Origin of the sequence: Micromonospora sp. WMMA1998, from assembly GCF_027497375.1 — a bacterium.
GTDB lineage: Bacteria > Actinomycetota > Actinomycetes > Mycobacteriales > Micromonosporaceae > Micromonospora > Micromonospora sediminicola.
The window spans coordinates 2543036-2561451 of the sequence record NZ_CP114911.1 but is presented as its reverse complement, the minus strand read 5'-3'; the positions used below and the strand labels follow the sequence as shown (position 1 = coordinate 2561451).

22 protein-coding genes are annotated in these 18416 nt (G+C 73.5%); 10 read left to right on the top strand and 12 right to left on the bottom strand.

Annotation, left to right across the window (positions count from 1 at the left end; translation table 11 throughout):
- The first annotated feature begins 27 nt into the window (after positions 1-27).
- The gene (locus tag O7600_RS11215) at positions 28-372 is read left to right on the top strand and encodes a hypothetical protein (RefSeq protein WP_281593538.1); all 345 of its coding nucleotides are present in this window, start codon (positions 28-30) and stop codon (positions 370-372) included.
- 43 nt (positions 373-415) lie between these two features.
- On the opposite strand, the gene O7600_RS11210 is transcribed toward O7600_RS11215, so the two are convergent.
- Entirely contained in the window at positions 416-871 is a 456-nt protein-coding gene (locus tag O7600_RS11210) for a GNAT family N-acetyltransferase (RefSeq protein ID WP_281593537.1), read from the bottom strand.
- Positions 872-1105: 234 nt separating this feature from the next.
- Here O7600_RS11210 and O7600_RS11205 point away from each other — a divergent pair, with 234 nt between their 5' ends.
- Complete coding sequence (locus O7600_RS11205; RefSeq protein WP_281593536.1) at positions 1106-1687, top strand: DinB family protein; 582 nt, start codon at positions 1106-1108, stop codon at positions 1685-1687.
- A gap of 150 nt (positions 1688-1837) precedes the next feature.
- Here O7600_RS11205 and O7600_RS11200 read toward each other — a convergent pair whose 3' ends face one another.
- The 3 genes from O7600_RS11200 to O7600_RS11190 all read right to left on the bottom strand — a co-directional run bounded on the left by O7600_RS11200 (position 1838) and on the right by O7600_RS11190 (position 3316).
- A complete protein-coding gene (locus O7600_RS11200) occupies positions 1838-2248 on the bottom strand; it encodes a RidA family protein (RefSeq protein ID WP_281593535.1) in 411 nt (136 codons plus the stop codon).
- Between the two features lie 96 nt (positions 2249-2344).
- Positions 2345-2779 carry a hypothetical protein gene (locus O7600_RS11195; RefSeq protein ID WP_281593534.1) on the bottom strand — a complete coding sequence of 145 codons (435 nt, stop codon included), beginning with the start codon at positions 2777-2779 and terminating at the stop codon, positions 2345-2347.
- A 69-nt stretch (positions 2780-2848) separates the two neighbouring features.
- Entirely contained in the window at positions 2849-3316 is a 468-nt protein-coding gene (locus O7600_RS11190; RefSeq protein ID WP_281593533.1) for an SRPBCC family protein, read from the bottom strand.
- Between the two features lie 39 nt (positions 3317-3355).
- Between O7600_RS11190 and O7600_RS11185 the strand changes: the two genes are divergently transcribed.
- On the top strand, positions 3356-3943 hold the full coding sequence (locus O7600_RS11185; protein ID WP_281593532.1) for a GNAT family N-acetyltransferase: 588 nt from the start codon (positions 3356-3358) through the stop codon (positions 3941-3943).
- Between the two features lie 82 nt (positions 3944-4025).
- Positions 4026-7178 (top strand): BTAD domain-containing putative transcriptional regulator, encoded by a 3153-nt coding sequence (locus O7600_RS11180; RefSeq protein ID WP_281593531.1) that lies wholly within the window; start codon positions 4026-4028, stop codon positions 7176-7178.
- Positions 7179-7184: 6 nt separating this feature from the next.
- Here O7600_RS11180 and O7600_RS11175 read toward each other — a convergent pair whose 3' ends face one another.
- Together O7600_RS11175 and O7600_RS11170 are read right to left on the bottom strand one after the other, a co-directional pair.
- The gene (locus tag O7600_RS11175; protein WP_281593530.1) at positions 7185-8009 is read right to left on the bottom strand and encodes an ABC transporter permease; all 825 of its coding nucleotides are present in this window, start codon (positions 8007-8009) and stop codon (positions 7185-7187) included.
- A complete protein-coding gene (locus O7600_RS11170) occupies positions 8006-8962 on the bottom strand; it encodes an ATP-binding cassette domain-containing protein (RefSeq protein ID WP_281593529.1) in 957 nt (318 codons plus the stop codon). Before O7600_RS11170 ends, O7600_RS11175 begins: the two co-directional genes overlap by 4 nt.
- A 135-nt stretch (positions 8963-9097) precedes the next feature.
- On the opposite strand from O7600_RS11170, the gene O7600_RS11165 reads away from it, so the two are divergent.
- The 3 genes from O7600_RS11165 to O7600_RS11155 are packed head-to-tail and all read left to right on the top strand — an operon-like array spanning position 9098 to position 10353.
- On the top strand, positions 9098-9544 hold the full coding sequence (locus O7600_RS11165) for an SRPBCC family protein (protein ID WP_281593528.1): 447 nt from the start codon (positions 9098-9100) through the stop codon (positions 9542-9544).
- Entirely contained in the window at positions 9541-9891 is a 351-nt protein-coding gene (locus O7600_RS11160; RefSeq protein WP_281593527.1) for a metalloregulator ArsR/SmtB family transcription factor, read from the top strand. Before O7600_RS11165 ends, O7600_RS11160 begins: the two co-directional genes overlap by 4 nt.
- An 18-nt stretch (positions 9892-9909) precedes the next feature.
- Entirely contained in the window at positions 9910-10353 is a 444-nt protein-coding gene (locus O7600_RS11155) for an SRPBCC domain-containing protein (RefSeq protein WP_281593526.1), read from the top strand.
- Here the strand turns inward: O7600_RS11155 and O7600_RS11150 are convergent.
- Entirely contained in the window at positions 10337-11065 is a 729-nt protein-coding gene (locus O7600_RS11150; RefSeq protein ID WP_281593525.1) for a hypothetical protein, read from the bottom strand. The genes O7600_RS11155 and O7600_RS11150 overlap by 17 nt on opposite strands.
- Before the next feature lie 84 nt (positions 11066-11149).
- On the opposite strand from O7600_RS11150, the gene O7600_RS11145 reads away from it, so the two are divergent.
- Together O7600_RS11145 and O7600_RS11140 are read left to right on the top strand one after the other, a co-directional pair.
- Complete coding sequence (locus O7600_RS11145) at positions 11150-11533, top strand: hypothetical protein (RefSeq protein ID WP_281593524.1); 384 nt, start codon at positions 11150-11152, stop codon at positions 11531-11533.
- Positions 11534-11587: 54 nt separating this feature from the next.
- Positions 11588-12145, top strand: a complete 558-nt coding sequence (locus O7600_RS11140) for a Uma2 family endonuclease (RefSeq protein WP_281593523.1) — start codon at positions 11588-11590, stop codon at positions 12143-12145.
- 54 nt (positions 12146-12199) lie between these two features.
- Here the strand turns inward: O7600_RS11140 and O7600_RS11135 are convergent, their stop codons facing one another.
- The 4 genes from O7600_RS11135 to O7600_RS11120 form a co-directional block, all read right to left on the bottom strand.
- Positions 12200-13087, bottom strand: coding sequence for a glycine betaine ABC transporter substrate-binding protein (locus O7600_RS11135; RefSeq protein ID WP_281593522.1), 888 nt, complete (start codon positions 13085-13087; stop codon positions 12200-12202).
- 76 nt (positions 13088-13163) lie between these two features.
- On the bottom strand, positions 13164-14057 hold the full coding sequence (locus O7600_RS11130) for an ABC transporter permease subunit (protein ID WP_281593521.1): 894 nt from the start codon (positions 14055-14057) through the stop codon (positions 13164-13166).
- Positions 14054-15349, bottom strand: a complete 1296-nt coding sequence (locus O7600_RS11125) for a glycine betaine/L-proline ABC transporter ATP-binding protein (protein WP_281593520.1) — start codon at positions 15347-15349, stop codon at positions 14054-14056. Before O7600_RS11125 ends, O7600_RS11130 begins: the two co-directional genes overlap by 4 nt.
- Before the next feature lie 673 nt (positions 15350-16022).
- Positions 16023-16604: a TetR/AcrR family transcriptional regulator gene (locus tag O7600_RS11120; RefSeq protein ID WP_281593519.1), complete on the bottom strand. Its 582-nt coding sequence runs from the start codon at positions 16602-16604 to the stop codon at positions 16023-16025.
- A 71-nt stretch (positions 16605-16675) separates the two neighbouring features.
- Here O7600_RS11120 and O7600_RS11115 point away from each other — a divergent pair, with 71 nt between their 5' ends.
- Entirely contained in the window at positions 16676-17881 is a 1206-nt protein-coding gene (locus O7600_RS11115) for an FAD-dependent monooxygenase (RefSeq protein WP_281593518.1), read from the top strand.
- Positions 17882-17884: 3 nt separating this feature from the next.
- Here the strand turns inward: O7600_RS11115 and O7600_RS11110 are convergent, their stop codons facing one another.
- On the bottom strand, positions 17885-18415 hold the full coding sequence (locus O7600_RS11110) for an SRPBCC family protein (RefSeq protein WP_281593517.1): 531 nt from the start codon (positions 18413-18415) through the stop codon (positions 17885-17887).
- Between the last annotated feature and the right edge of the window lies 1 nt (position 18416).

Sequence of the window (18416 nt, the reverse complement as noted above, 5' to 3'; positions counted from 1 at the left end):
CGGGCGCGGATAGGTAGGCTTCGCCCGGTGGACAAGCGCTACGCGGCGGTGGCCCTGTCGCTGCCTCTCGCGGTGCTCCTCGCGTCGTGCGGCAGCAGCGCCACGCCGGAGGAGCAGGCGGACTACCTGCGGAAGATGGCTCAACAGGGTGCCGACGTGCGTGCCGTCAAGCAGAGCCAGGGCCGGGGAACGCCCGGTGATCGGGAGGAGTGCGACGGTGCCTACCAACACCTCTACGGTGGACGGAACAGCCCGGAGGTGCCGCACGTCGGATCCGCAGCGGGGGACGCCGCCCTGGCCGAGGAGGGCGAGGACCTGTTCGTCGAGAGCTGCGTGAGCGGCACCCCGGCGCCGGTGCCGGCGCGCGACTGACCATCTGCCCGCCAATTCCGACGCGGGGCCGCACCTCGCCCCCTCAGGTTGTCGCCGCGTAACACCGGACGGTCACCCGCTGCCCCGAGCTCCACTGCTGGTCGACCGTGCCCAGCAGGTGCCAGCCGAGCCGCTCGTAGAGAGCCACCGCCGCGTTGTCGGACGCCATCACGTCGAGCACCGGCCGTAGGCCGCGATGCCGTGCCGCTTCGACAGCCCGCGCCAGCAGCAGCCCACCGATCCCATGGCCGCGGGTCCACGGAGCGACGAACAGCCGGTTGACCACGGCGATCTCGTCGACACCCACACCCGTGCGAGCGCTCCACAAGCCGGGCGCCACGTCTCCCGTCCCGCTCCGGGACAGGCCGACATGGCCGACCACCCGTCCGTCCCGTTCCGCCACCCACGCGGCGAGGAGCGACGACGGCGTGAGCCAGGCGTGCGGGACGTCGGGCCAGTTCACCGGATAGCCGTCGCGCTGATGAACCTCCGCCAGCACCCGGACACAATCGCAGAGGTCGCGGTCGGTGCGCCGACGGGCGCTCGGGGGCGCGTCCGCGCCGGCTGCGTCTCCGCTCGTCACCCGCCGTATGGAAGCACAGCTCACCGCCTGTGACCAGCGACTTCCACGACCACCTCCGGTTCACGGCGGCGTGTGGCGCCGCCGGTGTCAGGACGGCCAGTGCCACCGGAGGGCCGGCCGAGCGAGCATCGATGCCTCATGCTGTGTGCCATGGCGATCTACGACCCGAAGGCGAACCTGCTCGACTATCTGCGCGGTGCCCGGGAGGCGGTGGTGTGGAAGCTCGACGGGCTGGACGAGTACGACGTCCGGCGTCCGCTGACGCCCACCGGCACGAACTTGCTGGGTCTGGTCAAGCACCTGGCGCGCGGCGAGTTCGGATACTTCGGTGAGACGTTCGGGCGGCCGGGTGACGCCGTCGCCCGATGGTGCGAGGGTGACGCGTCGTGGGACGCCTGGGCTCTGCCGACTGAGTCGCGCGAGTCCGTCGTCGACCTCTACCGGCAGGCCTGGGCACACGCGGACGCGACGATCGAGGCCCTGCCGCTGGACGCCGTCGGCCGGGTGCCGTGGTGGGGCGACGGTGGTGAGGTGACACTGCACCAGGTCCTGGTCCACGTCACCGCCGAGACGCAGCGCCACGCCGGGCACGCCGACATCGTTCGGGAGCTGATCGACGGCACCGTCGGCCTGCTGCGTACGACGACGAACATGCCCACGTCGGACGCGGCGCACTGGGCCGCTCACCGAGACATGGTGGAGCGGAACGCGCGAGAGGCCGCCGGCCGGTGAAACACCGCGGTGACGGGGCGGGACGACCGCCCCGTGGATCTCATTCGCTGTCGCGCCCGCGGCGGTGGCGCGCCGGGGGCGCCGGGACGGGCGAGAACATGCTGCTCGACACCCGCGGGTCCGACGACGAGGGGATCCGCGATACCCGACCTACGACGGCTCGGGCAGCGCCGCGGTGACGTCCAGCTCGACCAACTGCCCGGTGAAACCGAGCTGGGCCACGCCGAGCAGCGTGCTGGCGGTCGTGAACGCGCCCGCCAGTGGCGAGGCGAGGAACCGTCGCCACACCTGGGCCAGCACGGTCTGGTCGGCGCTGACGACGTAGATGACGGTACGCACGACGTGCTCGGGACCGGCGCCGACCGACCGGAGAGCGGTCAGCGCATTCCTGGCGACCTGATCCACCTGGGCCTCCACGTCACCGGGGCCCGCCAGGACACCGTCGGCGTCCAACGGGCACTGGCCGGCGAGGTAGGCGGTGCGACCGGCCGCGACGACCGTGACGTGGTGGTAGCCCGGGGTGGGGTGCACGCCCTCGGGGTTGGAGCTGATGATGGTCATGCGCCGCAGCATCCCGGATCCAGGACCGTGGCGTCACCGGGTTTGCGCGGCGGTGGAGCGAGCGGGAGACCGGATCGAGCGAGTAGCGGCGAACCACTACGCCCACGGCGGCGTGTGCCGGGCCAGGTAGGCGCGGGCGCGAGGAAGTGGATCCCCCCAGTACTGGTGCGGCATGCGGCTGTGGTGCGCCGCGCAGAACTCGGCCAGGTCGGCGGGGAGCGCGACGGCCTCCAGTGGCCGGCTCTCGAAGTCGCGGTTCGCCGCCAGCAGATCCGCCTCCGGATGCCAGCCGGAGTGGTCGAACGCCCACCCCGCCCAGGTCGCGTACACGTGCCAGACCTGCGGGTCGTCGGTGAAGCGCAGTCCGGCGAGCCCGACCGGCCGGTCGGGGTAGGCGTCCCGGCACACCCAGGCCAGGATGTGGCACGCGCCGGCGGCGAAGAACGCCTGATCGGTGCGGTCCCACGCGAGGCGCTGGTCGGACCGTTCGAGAGGAGTCCGACGAAAGACTCCCGCCGCCACCGCTGCCACGCCCCGACGCTACCGGTCCGTCGGGGCGGACCGAGCAGGCGCGCGCGGCGACGCGCTGAGGAACGAGGGTCAGTCGCCGGGCTCGACGTACGAGGCGAGGTTCGCCAACGAGGACGCGATGCCCGCCTCGTGGTCGGCCTGGTCGATGCCGGACGGCACGCCGGTCGCGGTCACCGTCACCTCGGTGCCGTCGCCGGCCGCGGCGAGGTGCCAGGTCATCGTCATGGTGCCGGCGTACGCCGGGTCGTCGGCCCGGAACACCGCGGTCTGCACCACCCGCGCCGGCCGTACCAGGTCGGCGAACCCGACGTCGACGACGTCCGTCGCGTCCGACGTCTTGCCCGGACTGCCGCTGGGGTCGAGGTAGGTGAGCACCATCCGGAACCCGCCGCCGGGGCGCGGATCCCACCGCTCGATCCGCCCGCGCATGCCGTCGGGCGGCAGCCACGCCTCGAGCGCCTCTCGGTCGAGGAGCGCGTCGTAGATCGCCGCGGGCGCTGCGGCGATCGTCCGGCTCGCCCGGTCGATGCGGTTCACCACTCGATTCTAGGAGTCGAACGCGGGCAGGATGGGCGGGTGAGGTTTCCCCTGTCGACACCGCCCGCCATTCCCGCCGGCACGCTCGCGGTCGGTCCGCAGCCGACGCTCACCGCCGGCGGTGACCTCGTCCTGCGGCCCTGGCGGGCGTCCGACGCGGCGGCCTTTCTGGCCGCCTACCAGGATCCGGAGATCCAGCGCTGGCACACCCGCCGACCCGCCTCCGAGGAGCAGGTACGCGAGTGGTTCGCGTTCTACCACCGGGCGTGGCGGCAGGAGATCGCGGCGAGCTGGGCGATGACGTACGGCGGCGGTGACGTGTTGGGACGCATGGTCCTCGGTGGCATGGACCTCGGTGACGGGGTGGCGGTGTGCGCGTACTGGGTGGTTCCGGCCGCCCGTGGCGCGGGTGTGGCCTCCCGGTCGTTGCGGGCGGTGAGCGACTGGGCGCTCGGTGAGGTGGGCTTCCACCGTCTCGAACTCGACCACTCGACCCGCAACCACGCCTCCTGCCGGGTCGCCGTCAAGGCGGGCTTCCGAGCGGAGGGCACCAGGCGCAACGCGGCCGTGCACGCCGACGGACGGCACGACATGGAGGTGCACGCCCGCGTACGCGGCGACGACTGACGCGGTCGGCCGGCGCTCACTCGCCACCTGCGTCGTGACGCCTGACTGCTCGGGCGGTGCACGCGGATGAGAAAGTGGCAGCGTGCGGGTGGGGATCCTCGGGCCGCTTGAGGTCCGCGACGGCGAGCGGTCCGTCGTCGTCGCCGGGGCGCGACTGCGGGCGCTGCTGATCCGCCTCGCCCTGGACGCGGGTCGCCCGGTGAGCCTGTCCGCGCTGGCCGACGCGCTCTGGGCGGACGCGCCGCCCGCCGACACCGCCAACGCGGTGCAGACGCTGGTGTCCCGGCTGCGCCGGGCCGTGCCCGGGCTGGGGGTGCGCAGCGGTCCGGCCGGCTACCGGCTCGACCTCGACCCCGACCACGTGGACGCCGGGTGTTTCGAGCGGCTGGCCCGGCAGGGTCGGGAGGCGCTGCGGGACGGCAACGCGCGGGAGGCGCTCACGACACTGCGTGACGCGCTGGCGCTGTGGCGGGGCCCGGCACTGGCCGAGGTCGCCGACGCCCCGTACGCGGCGACCGCCGCGGCCCGGCTGGCCGAGCTGCGGCTCACCGCGCAGGAGGACCGGATCGAGGCGGAGCTGCGGACCGGGCGGCCGGAGCTGCTGGTCGCCGAGCTGGACGAGCTGACCGCCGCGCATCCGCTGCGGGAGCGGCTGGCCGCGCTGCGCCTGCGCACGCTGGCCGCCGCCGGGCGGCCCGCCGAGGCGCTGGCCGGGTACGAGCGGATCCGCGAGCGGCTCGCCGAGGAGCTGGGCGTCGACCCCTCGCCCGAGCTGCGGGCCGCGCACCTGGCGCTGCTGCGGGGCGAGGCTGCCCCGGCGCCCGGGTCCGTCGGGCGGCGCGGCAACCTGCGGTCGGCGCTCACCACGTTCGTCGGGCGGGACGAGGACCTGCGCCGGCTCACCGGGCTGCTCGCCGGCAACCGGCTGGTCACGCTCATCGGCCCGGGTGGGGCCGGCAAGACCCGGCTGGCGAGCGTCGCGGCGGGCCGGCTGGCCGACGGTGTGCCCGGCGGGGCCTGGCTGGTCGAGCTGGCGCCGATCACCGACCCGGCCGACGTGGCCCGGGCCGTGCTCGACACGGTGGGCCGGCGGGAGCGGACGCGGGAACCGGTCCGACCCACGCTCCGCGACACGCTCGGTCGGCTGGTCGACGCGATCTCCGCCGACGAGACGCTGATCGTGCTGGACAACTGCGAACACGTCGTCGAGGCCGCCGCCCGGCTCGCCGAGGAACTGCTCGGCCGCTGCCCGGGGCTGCGCGTGCTGGCCACCTCCCGGGAGCCGCTGGGCATCGTCGGCGAGGTGCTGGAACCCGTACCGCCGTTGCGCCTGCCGCCGGCCGACGCCACCCCGGGCGACGCGGCCGCGTACCCGTCGGTGCAGTTGCTGCGCGACCGGGCCGCGGCCGTGCGGTCCGGTTTCGCGGTGACCGACGACAACGTCGCGGACGTGGTGGAGATCTGCCGCCGGCTCGACGGCATGCCGCTCGCGATCGAGCTGGCGGCGGCGCGGCTGCGGACGCTGTCGCCCCGGCAGGTCGCGGCCGGCCTGGACGACCGGTTCCGGTTGCTGACCGGCGGCAGCCGCACCGCGCTGCCCCGGCACCGGACGCTGCGGGCGGTGGTGGACTGGAGCTGGGGACTGCTCACCGACGACGAGCGCCGGCTCGCCGAGCGGCTGGCGGTCTTCCCGGCGTCCGTCACCGCCGACTCGGCGGCCGGCGTCGCCGGCCCGGCCGCCGCCGCGCTGCTCGACGCGCTCGTCGACAAGTCGCTGCTCCAGGTGGTCGACGACGGGCGGTTCCGGATGCTGGAGACCATCCGGGAGTACGGGCTGGAGCGGCTCGCCGCGGCCGGGGAGGGGGCCGGGGCGCGGGCCGCGCACGCCGCGTACTTCCGGGATCTGGTCGGCGCCGCCGAGCCGCACCTGCGGACCGCCGGCCAACTGCCCTGGCTGCGGTTGCTCGAGGCGGAGCGGGAGAACATCGTCGGCGCGCTGCACTACGCCTGCGACGCGGGCGACGCGGACACCGCGCTGCGGATCGGCGCGGGGCTGGCGCTGCCGTTGACGATCTGGGGCGACGACGGCGGCATCGGCGGTGACGTGCTGGCCCGTGCGCTCGCGCTGCCCGGGCCGACGCCGCCGGGGGAGCGGGCCGTGGTGCTCGCCATCCGCGTCGTCACGGAGATGTTCCACAACGCCCACGAGCCGACGCCGGAGCGGGTCGCCGAGCTGATCGACGCCGTGCGCGCGGCCAAGGGAAGCGGGCACCCGCTGGTGGCGCTGCTCGAACCGGCCCTGTCGATCTTCACCGACGACACGGCCGCCGGGATCGCGGCGGTCGACCGGGCGCGTGGGCACCCCGACCCGTGGACCGACGGGACGCTGCTGGCGATGCGCGGCCAGATCAGGGAGAACGACGGCGACGCCGAGGGCATGCTGCGCGACCTGACCGGGGCGGTGGAGGAGCTGCGCGCGGTGGGCGAGCGGTGGAGCCTGTCGATGGTGCTGAGCCAGTACGCCGACGCGCTGACCAAACGCGGCGACTTCGCGGCGGCCACGGCCGCGCTGGAGGAGTCGGCGCGCCTGGTCCGCGAACTCGACCCGACCGCCGAGCCGGGCTTCCAGCTGATCTGGCTGGCGGCCATCCGCGCCCGCTCCGGCGACGTGGCCGGCGCCAAGGCGGAGCTACGCCGGTTCGTCGCCGACCGGGTGGCCGACCGGGACGGCCGGGACGCCGCTTTCGGGCTGATGATGCTCGGCGACATCGCCCGGCTGGAGGGCTCGCTCGACGAGGCGCAGGAGTGCCTCGCCGAGGCGATGCGCCGGCAGGACGAGGCGCCGCTCGTCGCGCCGCAGTTCCGCGGCCTGCTGCTGGCCGTGATGGCGCACCTCGCGCTCGCGCGCGGCGACGTGCCGGGTGCCCGCCGTCATCTGGCGGAGGCCACCGTCCGAGGGCTGGCCGCGCGGGACATGCCGGTGGTGGCGATCATCGCGGTCGGCTGGGGCGCGGTCGCCGAGGCGGAGGGCCGGTACGAGCGGGCCGCCGAGCTGCTCGGCACGTCCGACGCGCTGCGCGGCTGGCCGGACCGCTCCAACCCGGACGCGCAGCGGCTCGCCGAACGGCTGCGGACCGAGCTGGGCGAGGACGGCTACGCCGCCGCGTACGCCCGGGGGCACGGCCTGAGCCGGGCCGACGCCCTCGCGTTCGTGGGCGGCGACCCGGCTCGGTGAGGCCGGTCAGGCGCGACGTCGGTAGGCGCGCACCGCGAGCGGCGCGAAGACCGCGATGATCGCCACGGTCCAGAGCAGCGACCGGGTCACCGGCCCGGCCACCGGGCCGCCGATGATCAGGCCGCGGGCCGCCTCCATCACGTCGGCCACCGGGTTGATCCCGACCCACCACCGCAACCACCCGGGCAGCGTGTCGGTCGGCACCATCATGTTGGTGCCGAAGGTGAGCGGGAACAGCACCAGGAACGCGGTGCCCTGCACGGCGCCCGGGCTGCGCATCACCACGCCGAGCAGCACGCCGATCCAACTGACCGCGAACGCGAACGCGATGGTCAGCAGGCAGGCGGCCAGCGTGGACAGCGGGTCGGTGCCGATCCGGAAGCCGATGGCGTAGCCGAACGCGAACAGCACCACGATGGAGACCACGAACCGGACCAGGTCGCCCACGACCGAACCGACCAGCGGCGCGGACCGGGCGATGGGAAGGCTGCGGAACCGGTCGAAGACGCCCTTCTCGACGTCGGTGTTGAGGCTGACGCCGGTCGCGATGGACGCGAAGAGCACCGTCTGCACCATGATCGCCGGGAGCAGGAACTCCAGGTACGCGTGCTGCGAGCCGGAGATCGCGCCGCCGAGCAGGTAGACGAAGATCAGCACGAAGATGATCGGCTGGAGCGTGACGTCCAGCAGCTGCTCCGGTGTGCGGAGCGTCTTGATCAGGCTGCGGCCGGCGAGCGCGAGGCTGTGCCGGGCCAGTCCGAACCGGCGGGCGGCGCCCCGGGGCGCGCGCGTGCGGGGCGGCGTCGCCGCCGCGCGGATGGTCGTGGTCATGCCGCCACCTCCGTGGGCTCGTCGGCGCCGTGGCCGGTCAACGTGAAGAACACCTCGTCGAGGCTGGGCAGCCGCAGCGCCAGCTCGACCACTCCGATGCCGGCTTCGTCGAGCCGGCGGACCACGGCGGTGAACGGGGCGTCGCCCTCGACCGGCACGGTGAGCAGGCCGGGGCGGGGCAGCTCGGGTTCGGCCCCGGTGCTGGCGCGCAGGATCTCGGCGACCTCGCCGATCCGGTCGGGCTCGGTCGGCCGGACCACGATCGTCTGGCTGCCGGCGATCCGCTTCAGCTCGCCCGGCGTGCCGTGGGCGATCACCCGGCCGTGGTCGATCACCGAGATCTCGTCCGCCAGCGCGTCGGCCTCGTCCAGGTACTGCGTGGTCAGCAGCACGGTCGAGCCGTCGTCCACCAGCGAGCGGACCACGCCCCACATCTCCTCGCGTTTGGCCGGGTCCAGGCCGGTCGTCGGCTCGTCCAGGTAGATCACCTCCGGTCGGCCGACCAGGCTCGCGGCCAGGTCCAGCCGGCGGCGCATGCCACCGGAGTACGTCTTGGCCGGCCGTCCGGCCGCCTCGGTCAGGTCGAACCAGGCGAGCAGTTCGGCGGCCCGGGCCCGGACGTCGCGGCGGCTCAGGTCGAGCAGTCGGCCGATCAGGACCAGGTTCTGCGTACCGGTCAGGTCCTCGTCGACCGAGGCGTACTGGCCGGTGAGTCCGATCAACCGGCGTACCTCGGCGGCGTCGGCGACCACGTCGTGGCCGCCGACGGTGGCGCGCCCGGCGTCCGGGCGCAACAGGGTGGCGAGGATCCGCACCGCCGTGGTCTTGCCGGCGCCGTTGGGCCCCAGCACCCCCAGCACGGTCCCCCGTCGTGCGGCGAGGTCGATCCCGGCCAGCGCGGTCGTCGTACCGAACCGCTTGACCAGGCCCTCCGCCTCGAATGCGTACGTCATGGCACCGACCATGGCGGGTGCCGCTGGCAGCGGACGCACGCGACGCTGACACCGGCGCGAACATGCAACAAATGGTTGCGCGTCGCGTCCGTAGCGGCTAACGTCACCTGCAACCAAAGGTTGCAGGAGGTGGCCATGGAGTACGGAACCATCGAGCGGGAGATCTTCGTCGAGGCGTCGCCCGACATCGTCTTCGAGGTGGTGAGCAGCCCCGAGCACCTGTCGAGATGGTGGCCCGACGAGGCCCGCTACACCCCGACCCCCGGCGCACCCGGCGAGATCGTCTTCGGCGACACCGTCGTCCCGTTCACGGTCGTCGACGCGCGCCCGCCCCGGACGTTCTCGTTCCGCTGGACCCACCCCGCCGGCGAGACGCCGGTGGAGGGCAACTCGCTGCTGGTCACGTTCGAGCTGACCCCGTCCGGCGCCGGCACCCTGCTGCGGATGACCGAGACCGGCTTCCGGGAGATGGGCTGGGAGCTCGCCGTGCTGGAGCAGCAGTACCGGGAGCACGTCAGCGGCTGGGACCACTTCCTGCCGCAACTGCCGCCCTACGCCGCGACGCTGGCCGTCCGGCCGTGACCAGCACCCTGGTCGAGCCGGTCGACGACGACCTGTGGTCCGCGATCGGGGACCCGACCCGCCGCCGGATGCTCGACCTGCTGCTCGCCGAGGGCGGCGGCACCGCCACGTCGCTGAGCCGGCAGATGCCGGTGACCCGCCAGGCGGTGGCCAAGCACCTCGGCGTCCTCGACCGGGTCGGTCTGGTCCGGGGCGACGCGGCCGGCCGGGAACGGCGCTACCGCGTCGACGACGCCCAGCTCGCCCGCGCGGTGGCCCAACTCGCGACGGTCGGCTCCGCCTGGGACGCCCGCCTGCGGCGGATCAAGCGGATCGCCGAGGAGATCCAGCGCGCCCGACCCGAATGACGAGACGAGGAGATCGAGATGGTGGACATCCTGCACCGCATCGGGGTGCGGACCCCGGACCCCACGACGGCGTACGAGGCGCTGACGACCGTCGACGGGCTGGCCGGCTGGTGGACCGACGACACGACGGGCAGTCCCGAGGTCGGTGGCGTCCTCGAGTTCCGCTTCCCGCCCGGCGGGTTCGACATGGAGGTCGTCGAGCTGCGGCCGTCCGAGCGGGTGGTCTGGCGGGTGGTGGACGGCCCGCCGGAGTGGGTCGGCACCACCGTCGAGTGGGACCTGCGCCAGGACGGCGACTGGACGATCGTGCTCTTCGCCCACCGGGGCTGGCGTGAGCCGGTCGAGTTCATGCACCACTGCGGCACGAAGTGGGGGTCCTACCTGATGAGCCTGAAGTCGCTGGTGGAGAGCGGCGAGGGCGCGCCGTCGCCGCGCGACGTGCGGATCAGCGACTGGCACTGAGCGGATCGGGCCCGGGGTCGGTGAGCAGGGCCCGGTGCTCGGTCCAGAGCCAGTGCAGATAGTGGCGCAGCCGCTCCGGGGTGGCGATCCAGCCCTCGTCGGGATAGCGGAGCAACCGGCTGACCTCGCCGGCCACCAGGTCGTACCCGCACGCCCCGGTCTCCGGCACCGGGGCGTGCGGGGCGACCGCCACGGGCAGCGGGACCATCGGCACCCGCAGACCGGCGTCGTCGGCGGCCCGCAACACGGTGAGGTAGACCCGGACCAGGTGATACGGGGAGACGACCAGCGCGAGACTGCCGATGCCCAACTCCCGAACCCGGTCGACGATCCACCGGGCCTGCTGGCCGGTGTCGCCGGCCGGCTCGGTCTGGAGCACGACCCCGTCGACCCGGCGCAGCCCGAGCGCCCGCAGGCGGTCCAGCGTGAGCGGGCGGTAGGTCCGCTCGGCCGGGTTGGTGCTCGCCACCAGCAGATGGCGCGGCGCCGGGTCGACCTCCCAGGCACGGATCGCGTCGGTGAGGCGCCAGTCCTCGCCCTGGCCGGTGGGGACCACCAGCGCGTCCACCCGCCCCGCCGCGTCGCCGGGCAGGGTGAGCACCATCGTGACCGCCTCCAGCAACGCCAGGAACCGGTCGGCCGGTACGTCCGCGAGCGCCTCCGCCGGCACGATCCGCGGCAGCGCGCCCGGCGGGCGGGACACACTCGTCACACCTGGAGATCCTGCCAGCACCTCATCGGAAGCGAGTACGCATGCTCATCCGTCCGCCCGCGCGGGGCGGCAGGATGTCCAGGTGTGACGACGAGACGTGCGGTGCTCGGCGGGCTGATCCTCGCGGCGGCCACGGCCGGCGCCTGGTGGGCCTGGCTGAGCTGGGAGTCCGGATGGACAGTGGACCCGGAGACCGGCGCGGCCAGCGGACCGTACGCGGTCCGGCAGGTGGCCGCCGCGGTGCTGACCCTGGTGGCGCTCGCCGTGGCCGGCGGGTGGTGGCTGAACACCTGGCTGGTCGCCTCGGTGATGACGGTGGCGTTCACCGTGCCGTGGGCGGCGCACGCCGCCGCGGGCGACGACAGCGGCCTGTGGGCGATCGGGGCGGCGCTGGTGGCGATCGGCACCGCGATCGGGGCGACGGTGGTCGCCGGCGGCACCGGCTGGCTACGCCGGCGGGCGGCCTGACGGGTCGCCATCGAGATGCCGGGCGACGACCGGGCCGCCGTCTAGGATGGCGGCATGAGCGCTGAGGCTGTCGGCATGCACATGCCTGCCGTCGTGACGCTCGACGACGTGGCGACGATGAACGCCGCCGACCCGAACGGCCACCGCTACGAGACGAGCCCCGAGGGGGTCCTGTCGGTCATGCCGCCGCCCGACTCGGAGCACGCGATCATCGCCAGCCGTCTCTTCGCGTGGCTGATCATGGCAGGGTGGCCGGCCGATCAGGTGCTTCAGGCAGTCGGCGTCCGGGTCCCCGGGCCGAACGGCGACGGCGGCCGGATTCCCGACCTCAGCGTGTGGCGGAAGCCGCCCGGGCGTGGCGTCTGGTCGACCGTGACAGACGTCGTGCTGGTGGTCGAGATCGTGTCGCCCGGCTCGGAGGCGATGGACTCGGTGACAAAGGTCCGGGAGTACGCGTCGGTCGGCATCCCGCGCTACTGGGTGGTGGACCGCGACGGCGCGCAGACCGTCACCCTCCACGAACTCGGCGGCGACGGCCGCTACGCCGAACACGCCCGGATGCCTCTGGCCTGGCTGTTGCAGACCGCGCCCGCGGACCACCTCGACCGGTAGGACGGCCAGGGGCCCCGCCGAACCGGCGGGGCCCCTGGGGTCACGGACGTTCGCTCAGGCGAGCGTCTTCAGGTAGTCGGGGTTGGCCTTCAGCCACTCCTCGACCGCCTTCTTCTCGTCGCCCTTGTGCGTGTTGAACATCAGGTCCTCCAGCGACGCGAGCTGGTCACCGTCCATCTTGAACTTCTTCAGCATCGCGGCGACCTCGGGGAAGTCCTCGCTGAAGCCCTGCCGGCCGAACGTGTTGATCTGCTCGGCCTTGCCCAGGGTGCCCTTCGGGTCGGTCAGGTCCTTCAGCTCGTACTTGGCGTAGGCCCAGTGCGGGTGCCAGAGCGTGACCACGATCGGCTTCTTGTCCGCGATGGCGCCGTCGAGCGCGGCCAGCATGGCCGGGGTGGAGGACGTCTTGAGCTTCATCGAGCCGTCCAGGCCGTACTGCGGGAGCACCTGCTCCTGGGTGGCCTTGGTGAGGCCGGCGCCGGGCTCGATGCCGATCATCTCGCCGCCGAACGTGCTGGCCTTGCCGGCCAGGTCGGCCAGCGAGTCGACGCCCTCGACGTACTTCGGCACCGCGATGCTGAGGCTGGCGTCGTCGTGCCACACGCCCAGCTTCTCCAGCTTGTCGCCGTACTTCTCCACGTAGGAGGCGTGGGTGAGCGGCAGCCAGCCGTCCAGGAACAGGTCGATGTCGCCGTTCGCCAGACCGCCGTAGACCAGCCCGGCCTCCAGGTTCTTGAGCTCGACCCGGTAGCCCTCGTCCTCCAGGATGTGCTGCCACAGGTTCGAGGCGGCGACCGCCTCGTCCCAGGCCATGTAGCCGATGGTGATCTTCTTGTCGCCACCGGACGCGTCGTCCGACCCGTCACCGCAGGCGGCCGCACCGCCCAGGGCCAGGGTGGCGGTCACCGCCAGCGCGAGCACGCGCTTCACTGTCGTGAACACAGAATTGTCCTTCCTTTCGGGGTGCCGGCGGTTCCGCGTACGCGGGAACCAGGGGTGCCGGCGGGGAGGGCGACGGTCAGGCGGCCTCGCGCGCGAGGCGCTGGGCCCGCGCGGAGGGGAACCGGTCGCCCACGGAATCGGTGAGCCGGTCGAGCACGACGGCGAGGACCACGACCGCGATCCCGCCCTCGAAGCCGCTGCCCACCTCGACCTGGGAGAGCGCGAACATGATCACGTCGCCGAGTCCGCCGGCGCCGACCATGCCGGCGATGACCACCATGGACAGGGCCAGCATGATCACCTGGTTCACGCCGGTCATGATCGTCGGCAGCGCCAGCGGGAGCTTCGTCCGCAGCAGCACCATCCACGGCGGCGCGCCGAAGGACTCGGCCGCCTGCACGATCTCCTTGTCGACCTGGCGCAGGCCCAGCTCGGTCAGGCGGACGCCGGGCGGCATGCTGAACACCAGCGTGGCGAGCACGCCCGGCACCGTGCCGATGCCGAAGAAGAAGATCGCCGGGATCAGGTAGACGAACGCCGGCATCGTCTGCATCAGGTCCAGCACCGGCCGAGCCAGCGCGGAGGCCCGCCTGTTCTCGGCCACGAAGACGCCCAGCGGGATCGCCAGCACGAGGGCGAGCCCGCTGGCCACGAGCACCTGCGCGAGCGTGCTCATGGTCTCCTCCCAGTAGGGCATCCCGGCCACCAGACCGAGACCGACCGCGGCGCCGAGGCCGAACTTCCAGCCGCGCAGCCACCAGCCCAGGGCGGCCAGCACCGCGACGACCGCCACTGCGGGTACGCCGTTGAGCAGTTGGTCGAGTGGGCTGACCAGGGCCTCGACCACGGACGCGACGGCGTCGAAGACCGGGCCGAGAGTACGGGTGGCCCAGTCCACCGCGGACTCCGTCCACTCACCCAGCGGAACCCGGGGCAGGGCGGCGTCGAGCGGGGATTCGCGCAGACTCATGCCGACATCTCCTTGTCGCCGACCAGTTCCGCCTCGGCGGGCCCGGTCGCGGGCTCGGCCGGTCGCGGGACCGGCGGGTGCGGGGCCGACGCGGGCGGCGCTTCGTCCGGGGTGGCGCTGGCGAGCGCGCTGAGCAGGGTGATCCGGGGGATCACCCCGGTCAGCCGGCCCCGGTCGTCCAGGACGGCCACCGGGTGCTGGCTCTCCGCGCAGTCGGCGAACAGGTCGGCCACGGCGGTGTCCTCGGTGACGGTGCGGACCCGCTCGCCCGAGACGTACCCGTCGAGGTTGGGCCGGTTCTCCCGCAGCGCGCGCAGCACCTCGTCCTCGGTGACCGTGCCGAGGAACCGCTTCCCCGGCCCGGTCACGTAGACCACCGAGGTCTGGCTCTCCCGCAGTGCCCGGGCGGCGACCCGGGGGCCGGCGTTGACGTCGAGGACGTGATGCGGCTTCTCCATCACGGAGGCGGCGGTCAGGATCCGGGTCCGGTCCACGTCGGCCACGAACTGTGCCACGTAGTCGTTCGCCGGATCGGTGAGGATCTCCTCGGCGGTGCCGATCTGGACGATACGGCCGTCGCGCATCACCGCGATCCGGTCACCGAGGCGCATCGCCTCGTTGAGGTCGTGGGTGATGAAGACGATCGTCTTGCCCAGCTCGGCCTGCAACTCCAGGAGCTGGTCCTGGATCTCGCGCCGGATGAGCGGGTCGAGCGCCGAGAACGCCTCGTCCATGAGCAGGATGTCGGTGCCGGCGGCCAGCGCCCGGGCCAGGCCGACCCGCTGGCGCATGCCGCCGGAGAGGTCGTGCGGGAGGTTGTCCGCCCACTCGGTCAGCCCGACCATGCGCAACGCGTCCATCGCGCGCTCCCGCCGCTGCGCCTTGGGCAGGCCGGCGACCTCCAGCGCGTAACCGGCGTTCTCCAGCACGGTGCGGTGCGGCATGAGCGCGAAGTGCTGGAAGACCATGCTGACCTTGTCCCGGCGCAGCTTGCGCAGCGCGGCCGGCTTGAGCGAGGTCACCTCGACCCCGTCGATCCGGACGCTGCCCGCGGTGGGGCGGAGCAGCCCGTTCAGCATCCGGATGAGGGTCGACTTCCCGGAGCCGGACAGGCCCATGACGACGAAGATCTCGCCGGGGCGTACCTCGAAGGTCGCGTCGATGACGGCCGCCGTGGCCGGTAGGCCGGCCAGCGCCTCGGCGCGCGGTGCGCCGCCCGCCAGGCGTCCCACCGCTTCGTCGGCCCGGTTGCCGAATATTTTGTAGAGCGACTTCACTGCGAGCGCGGACACGATCCCCTCTCCGACGCCGGCCACCGCGGATCGCGCCGGTGGAGGCAGTCTTCGCGTCTCGTCCGTCATATCAACATCGGTCACGTCATCTGGTCCGTGAGGGCCGGCCGAGAAACCTACCGACGTCATCGCCGCAAATCCAGTCGGGACTGCGGGGAATGTGGAACTGCACACAAAAAGCGGCGGTCGAATTCGGTCTTCCGGGTCTTCGGGTGAGCCCGCCCGCACGCTCGGGAGCCGCGTTTTCCCTGATCAGGATGCTTCCTGTTCGATCCGGCCGGGCGGCGTGGACGTCGGTGAGCGGCACTCGCGAATATGAAGGCGCTGATAGCGAATCGTCGCGTGATTGTCATATTCGGAGTTCGGTCGAGCGATCGGCGGGTGGTGCGGGAAAGGGGACGCGCCGGACCGCGTGTCGAATTCCGTCGAAACGATTCACGGGAATGTGGTGAGGTGGGGACCACATCGTGCCGCTCCGTCCGACGCGCGCTGGACGGGCCAAGGCATACATCGCCGGATGTCCGATCAGGTCCGGCCCCGGCGGGCGGTGGTGTCGCCGATGCCGCGGCAGACCTTCGAGTTCGTCGGTCGTACCGCGGCCGTCCGTCCCGCGGACTGACGGCGGCCCGCGCGGCGGGGGTCGTGCCGGTGGCGGCCCCGTCGACCCGGCTCGTCAGCCCGGGCCCAGCTCCCGGGCGACGGTCCGCAGGGCTCGGGTCAGCTCCTTAGCCGAGGGTGCGGCGTCCGGGTCGACCAGCCACTGGGCCGCCACACCGCCGAGCAGCGCCTGGTGGAACGCGCCGAGCCTGAGCGCGGTCGCCTCGTCCGTGTCCGGGTCGAGGCGGTGGAACACCTCGGCCAGCCCGAGTCGCGCCCGGTGGTTGGCGGCGGCGAACGCCGCGCGCAGGTCGGGGGAGCGGTCCATCCGGGCGATCAGCTCGAACTGCACCGCCCACAGGGGACGCAGCCGGGCGAACGACTCGATGATCCGTTCCCAGGCCAGCTCGAACCGCTGTTCGGGATCGGCGTCCGGTCCGGCGTCCCGGGCCAGCGCGCGGTCCAGCTCCTCGCCCCACTCCGCCATCGCGCCGACGAGCGCCTCGTCGAGCAGCGCCCGCGTGGTGCGGAAGTGGTAGCCGATGGCGGCCAGGCTGGTGCCGGCCGCGGTGGCCACGTCCCGGGCGGTCGTGGCCGCGTAGCCCTTCTCGATCAGGCAGCGCTTCGCCCCGGCGAGCAGGTCCTCCCGATTACCCATGCCGGACAGCGTACCGAGGGGTTGGAATTCTGTCTTGCACAAACGTCTGACACGCTTGTACCGTCGGTGGCATGACCGATGTGCTGATCTCCGGCGGCGGTGTCGCCGGCTGCGCCCTCGCCTGGTGGTTGCGTCACCACGGCTTCCGACCCACGGTCGTGGAACGGGCCGCCGCGCCCCGCAACGGCGGCTACAAGGTGGACGTCCGGGGCGCCGCCCTCACCGTGCTGGACCGGATGGGCCTGACCGGTTCGGTCCGGGCGCACGACACCGGCATGCGCCTGGCCCGATTCCTCGACCGGCGCGGCCGGCAACTCGCCACCATGGACGCGGCCCTCTTCGGCGGCCGCACGGGGGGCGACGTCGAGATCATGCGCGGCGACCTGACCCGGATCCTGCGGGCGGCGACCGGAGACGTGGAACACCGCTTCGACGAGTCGGTCACCGCGCTGCGCCCCACCGCCGACGGCGTGGACGTGACGTTCGCGCGGGGTGCGCGCCGCCGCTTCGACCTGGTGATCGGCGCCGACGGACTGCACTCGACGGTACGCCGACTCGCGTTCGGCCCGGAGTCGGCGTACCTGCGCCCACTCGGGCACCACATCGCCATCTGCACCGTGCCCGCCGGGTTCGGCGAGGAGCGGGTCGAGCTGCTGCACCCGGCCCCCGGGCGCACCGTCGGCGTCTACCGGACCGCCGGCGCGCCCGACGCCCGGGCGCTCTTCCTCTTCCGCTCGCCGGCCGACGCCCCCGACCACGGCGACGCCGCCGGGCAGCGGGCGTTGCTGGGGCGGGCGTTCGCCGACTCGGGATGGCGGGTGCCCGAGCTGCTCGCCGCGCTGCCGGACGCGCCGGACCTCTACCTCGACGCCATGAGCCAGGTCCGGATGGAGCGCTGGTCGTCCGGCCGGGTCGGCCTGGTCGGCGACGCCGCCCACGCCGCCTCGCCGGCCTCCGGTCAGGGCACCAGCCTGGGGCTGGTCGGCGCGTACGTGCTGGCCGCCGCGTTGGCCGAGGCGGGCGGGCAGCCGGCGGCCGGGTTCGCCGCGTACGAGCAGCGGATGCGGCCGTTCGTCGCGGCCAACCAGGCCCTGGCCGAGCGCAACCTGAAGGGGATGGTGCTCGGCTCGGCCACGCAGATCCGGTTCCAGACGTCGATGCTGCGCCTCCTGCCGCACCTGCCGGGCCGGGAGCGGATGGTCAGCCGGGTGGCCGAGCCGATCCGGCGGGCCTCGGACGCGATCACGCTGCCGGACCCGCCGGCCCGCGCCGCCTGAGGCTCAGGGGCGGTCCAGGCGCTCGGCGTACGCGTCGCGCAGCTCCGCCCAGCCGAAGTCCTTCGCCTCCGCGCCACGGATCGGGCCGACCGGATCGCCGTCGAGCAGGTGACCGGCGACGTCGAGGCAGAGATGCCAGCCGGCGGCCACCATCGGGGCGAGGTCGGGCCGGTCGATCCGTTGCCGGACGGTGAGCGTGGTGCCGGCGCCGGCCGGGGTCAGCTCCCAACGGAGCAGGGCGTCGCCCCAGGTGTACTCCAGCAGGCGTGGCCGGTCGGCGCGCAGCACCCGGGCCGGCGCCGGGTGGGCCCGGTCGCCGTCGACGGTGTGCAGCGTGGTCTCGCCGGGGCTGCCGAGGTCGTGGTCGGACCGGAACGGCGCCCACTGCGCCAGCTGTGCCGGGTCGGTGAGGGCGGCCCACACCTTCTCCGGCGGATGCCGGAGGTCGCGGACGAGCACCAGGTCCCACCGATCGCCCCCGGAAACCAGCTCGACGTCGGCGAGCGGGCCGGGGCGGAAACTGTCGCGCTGCATG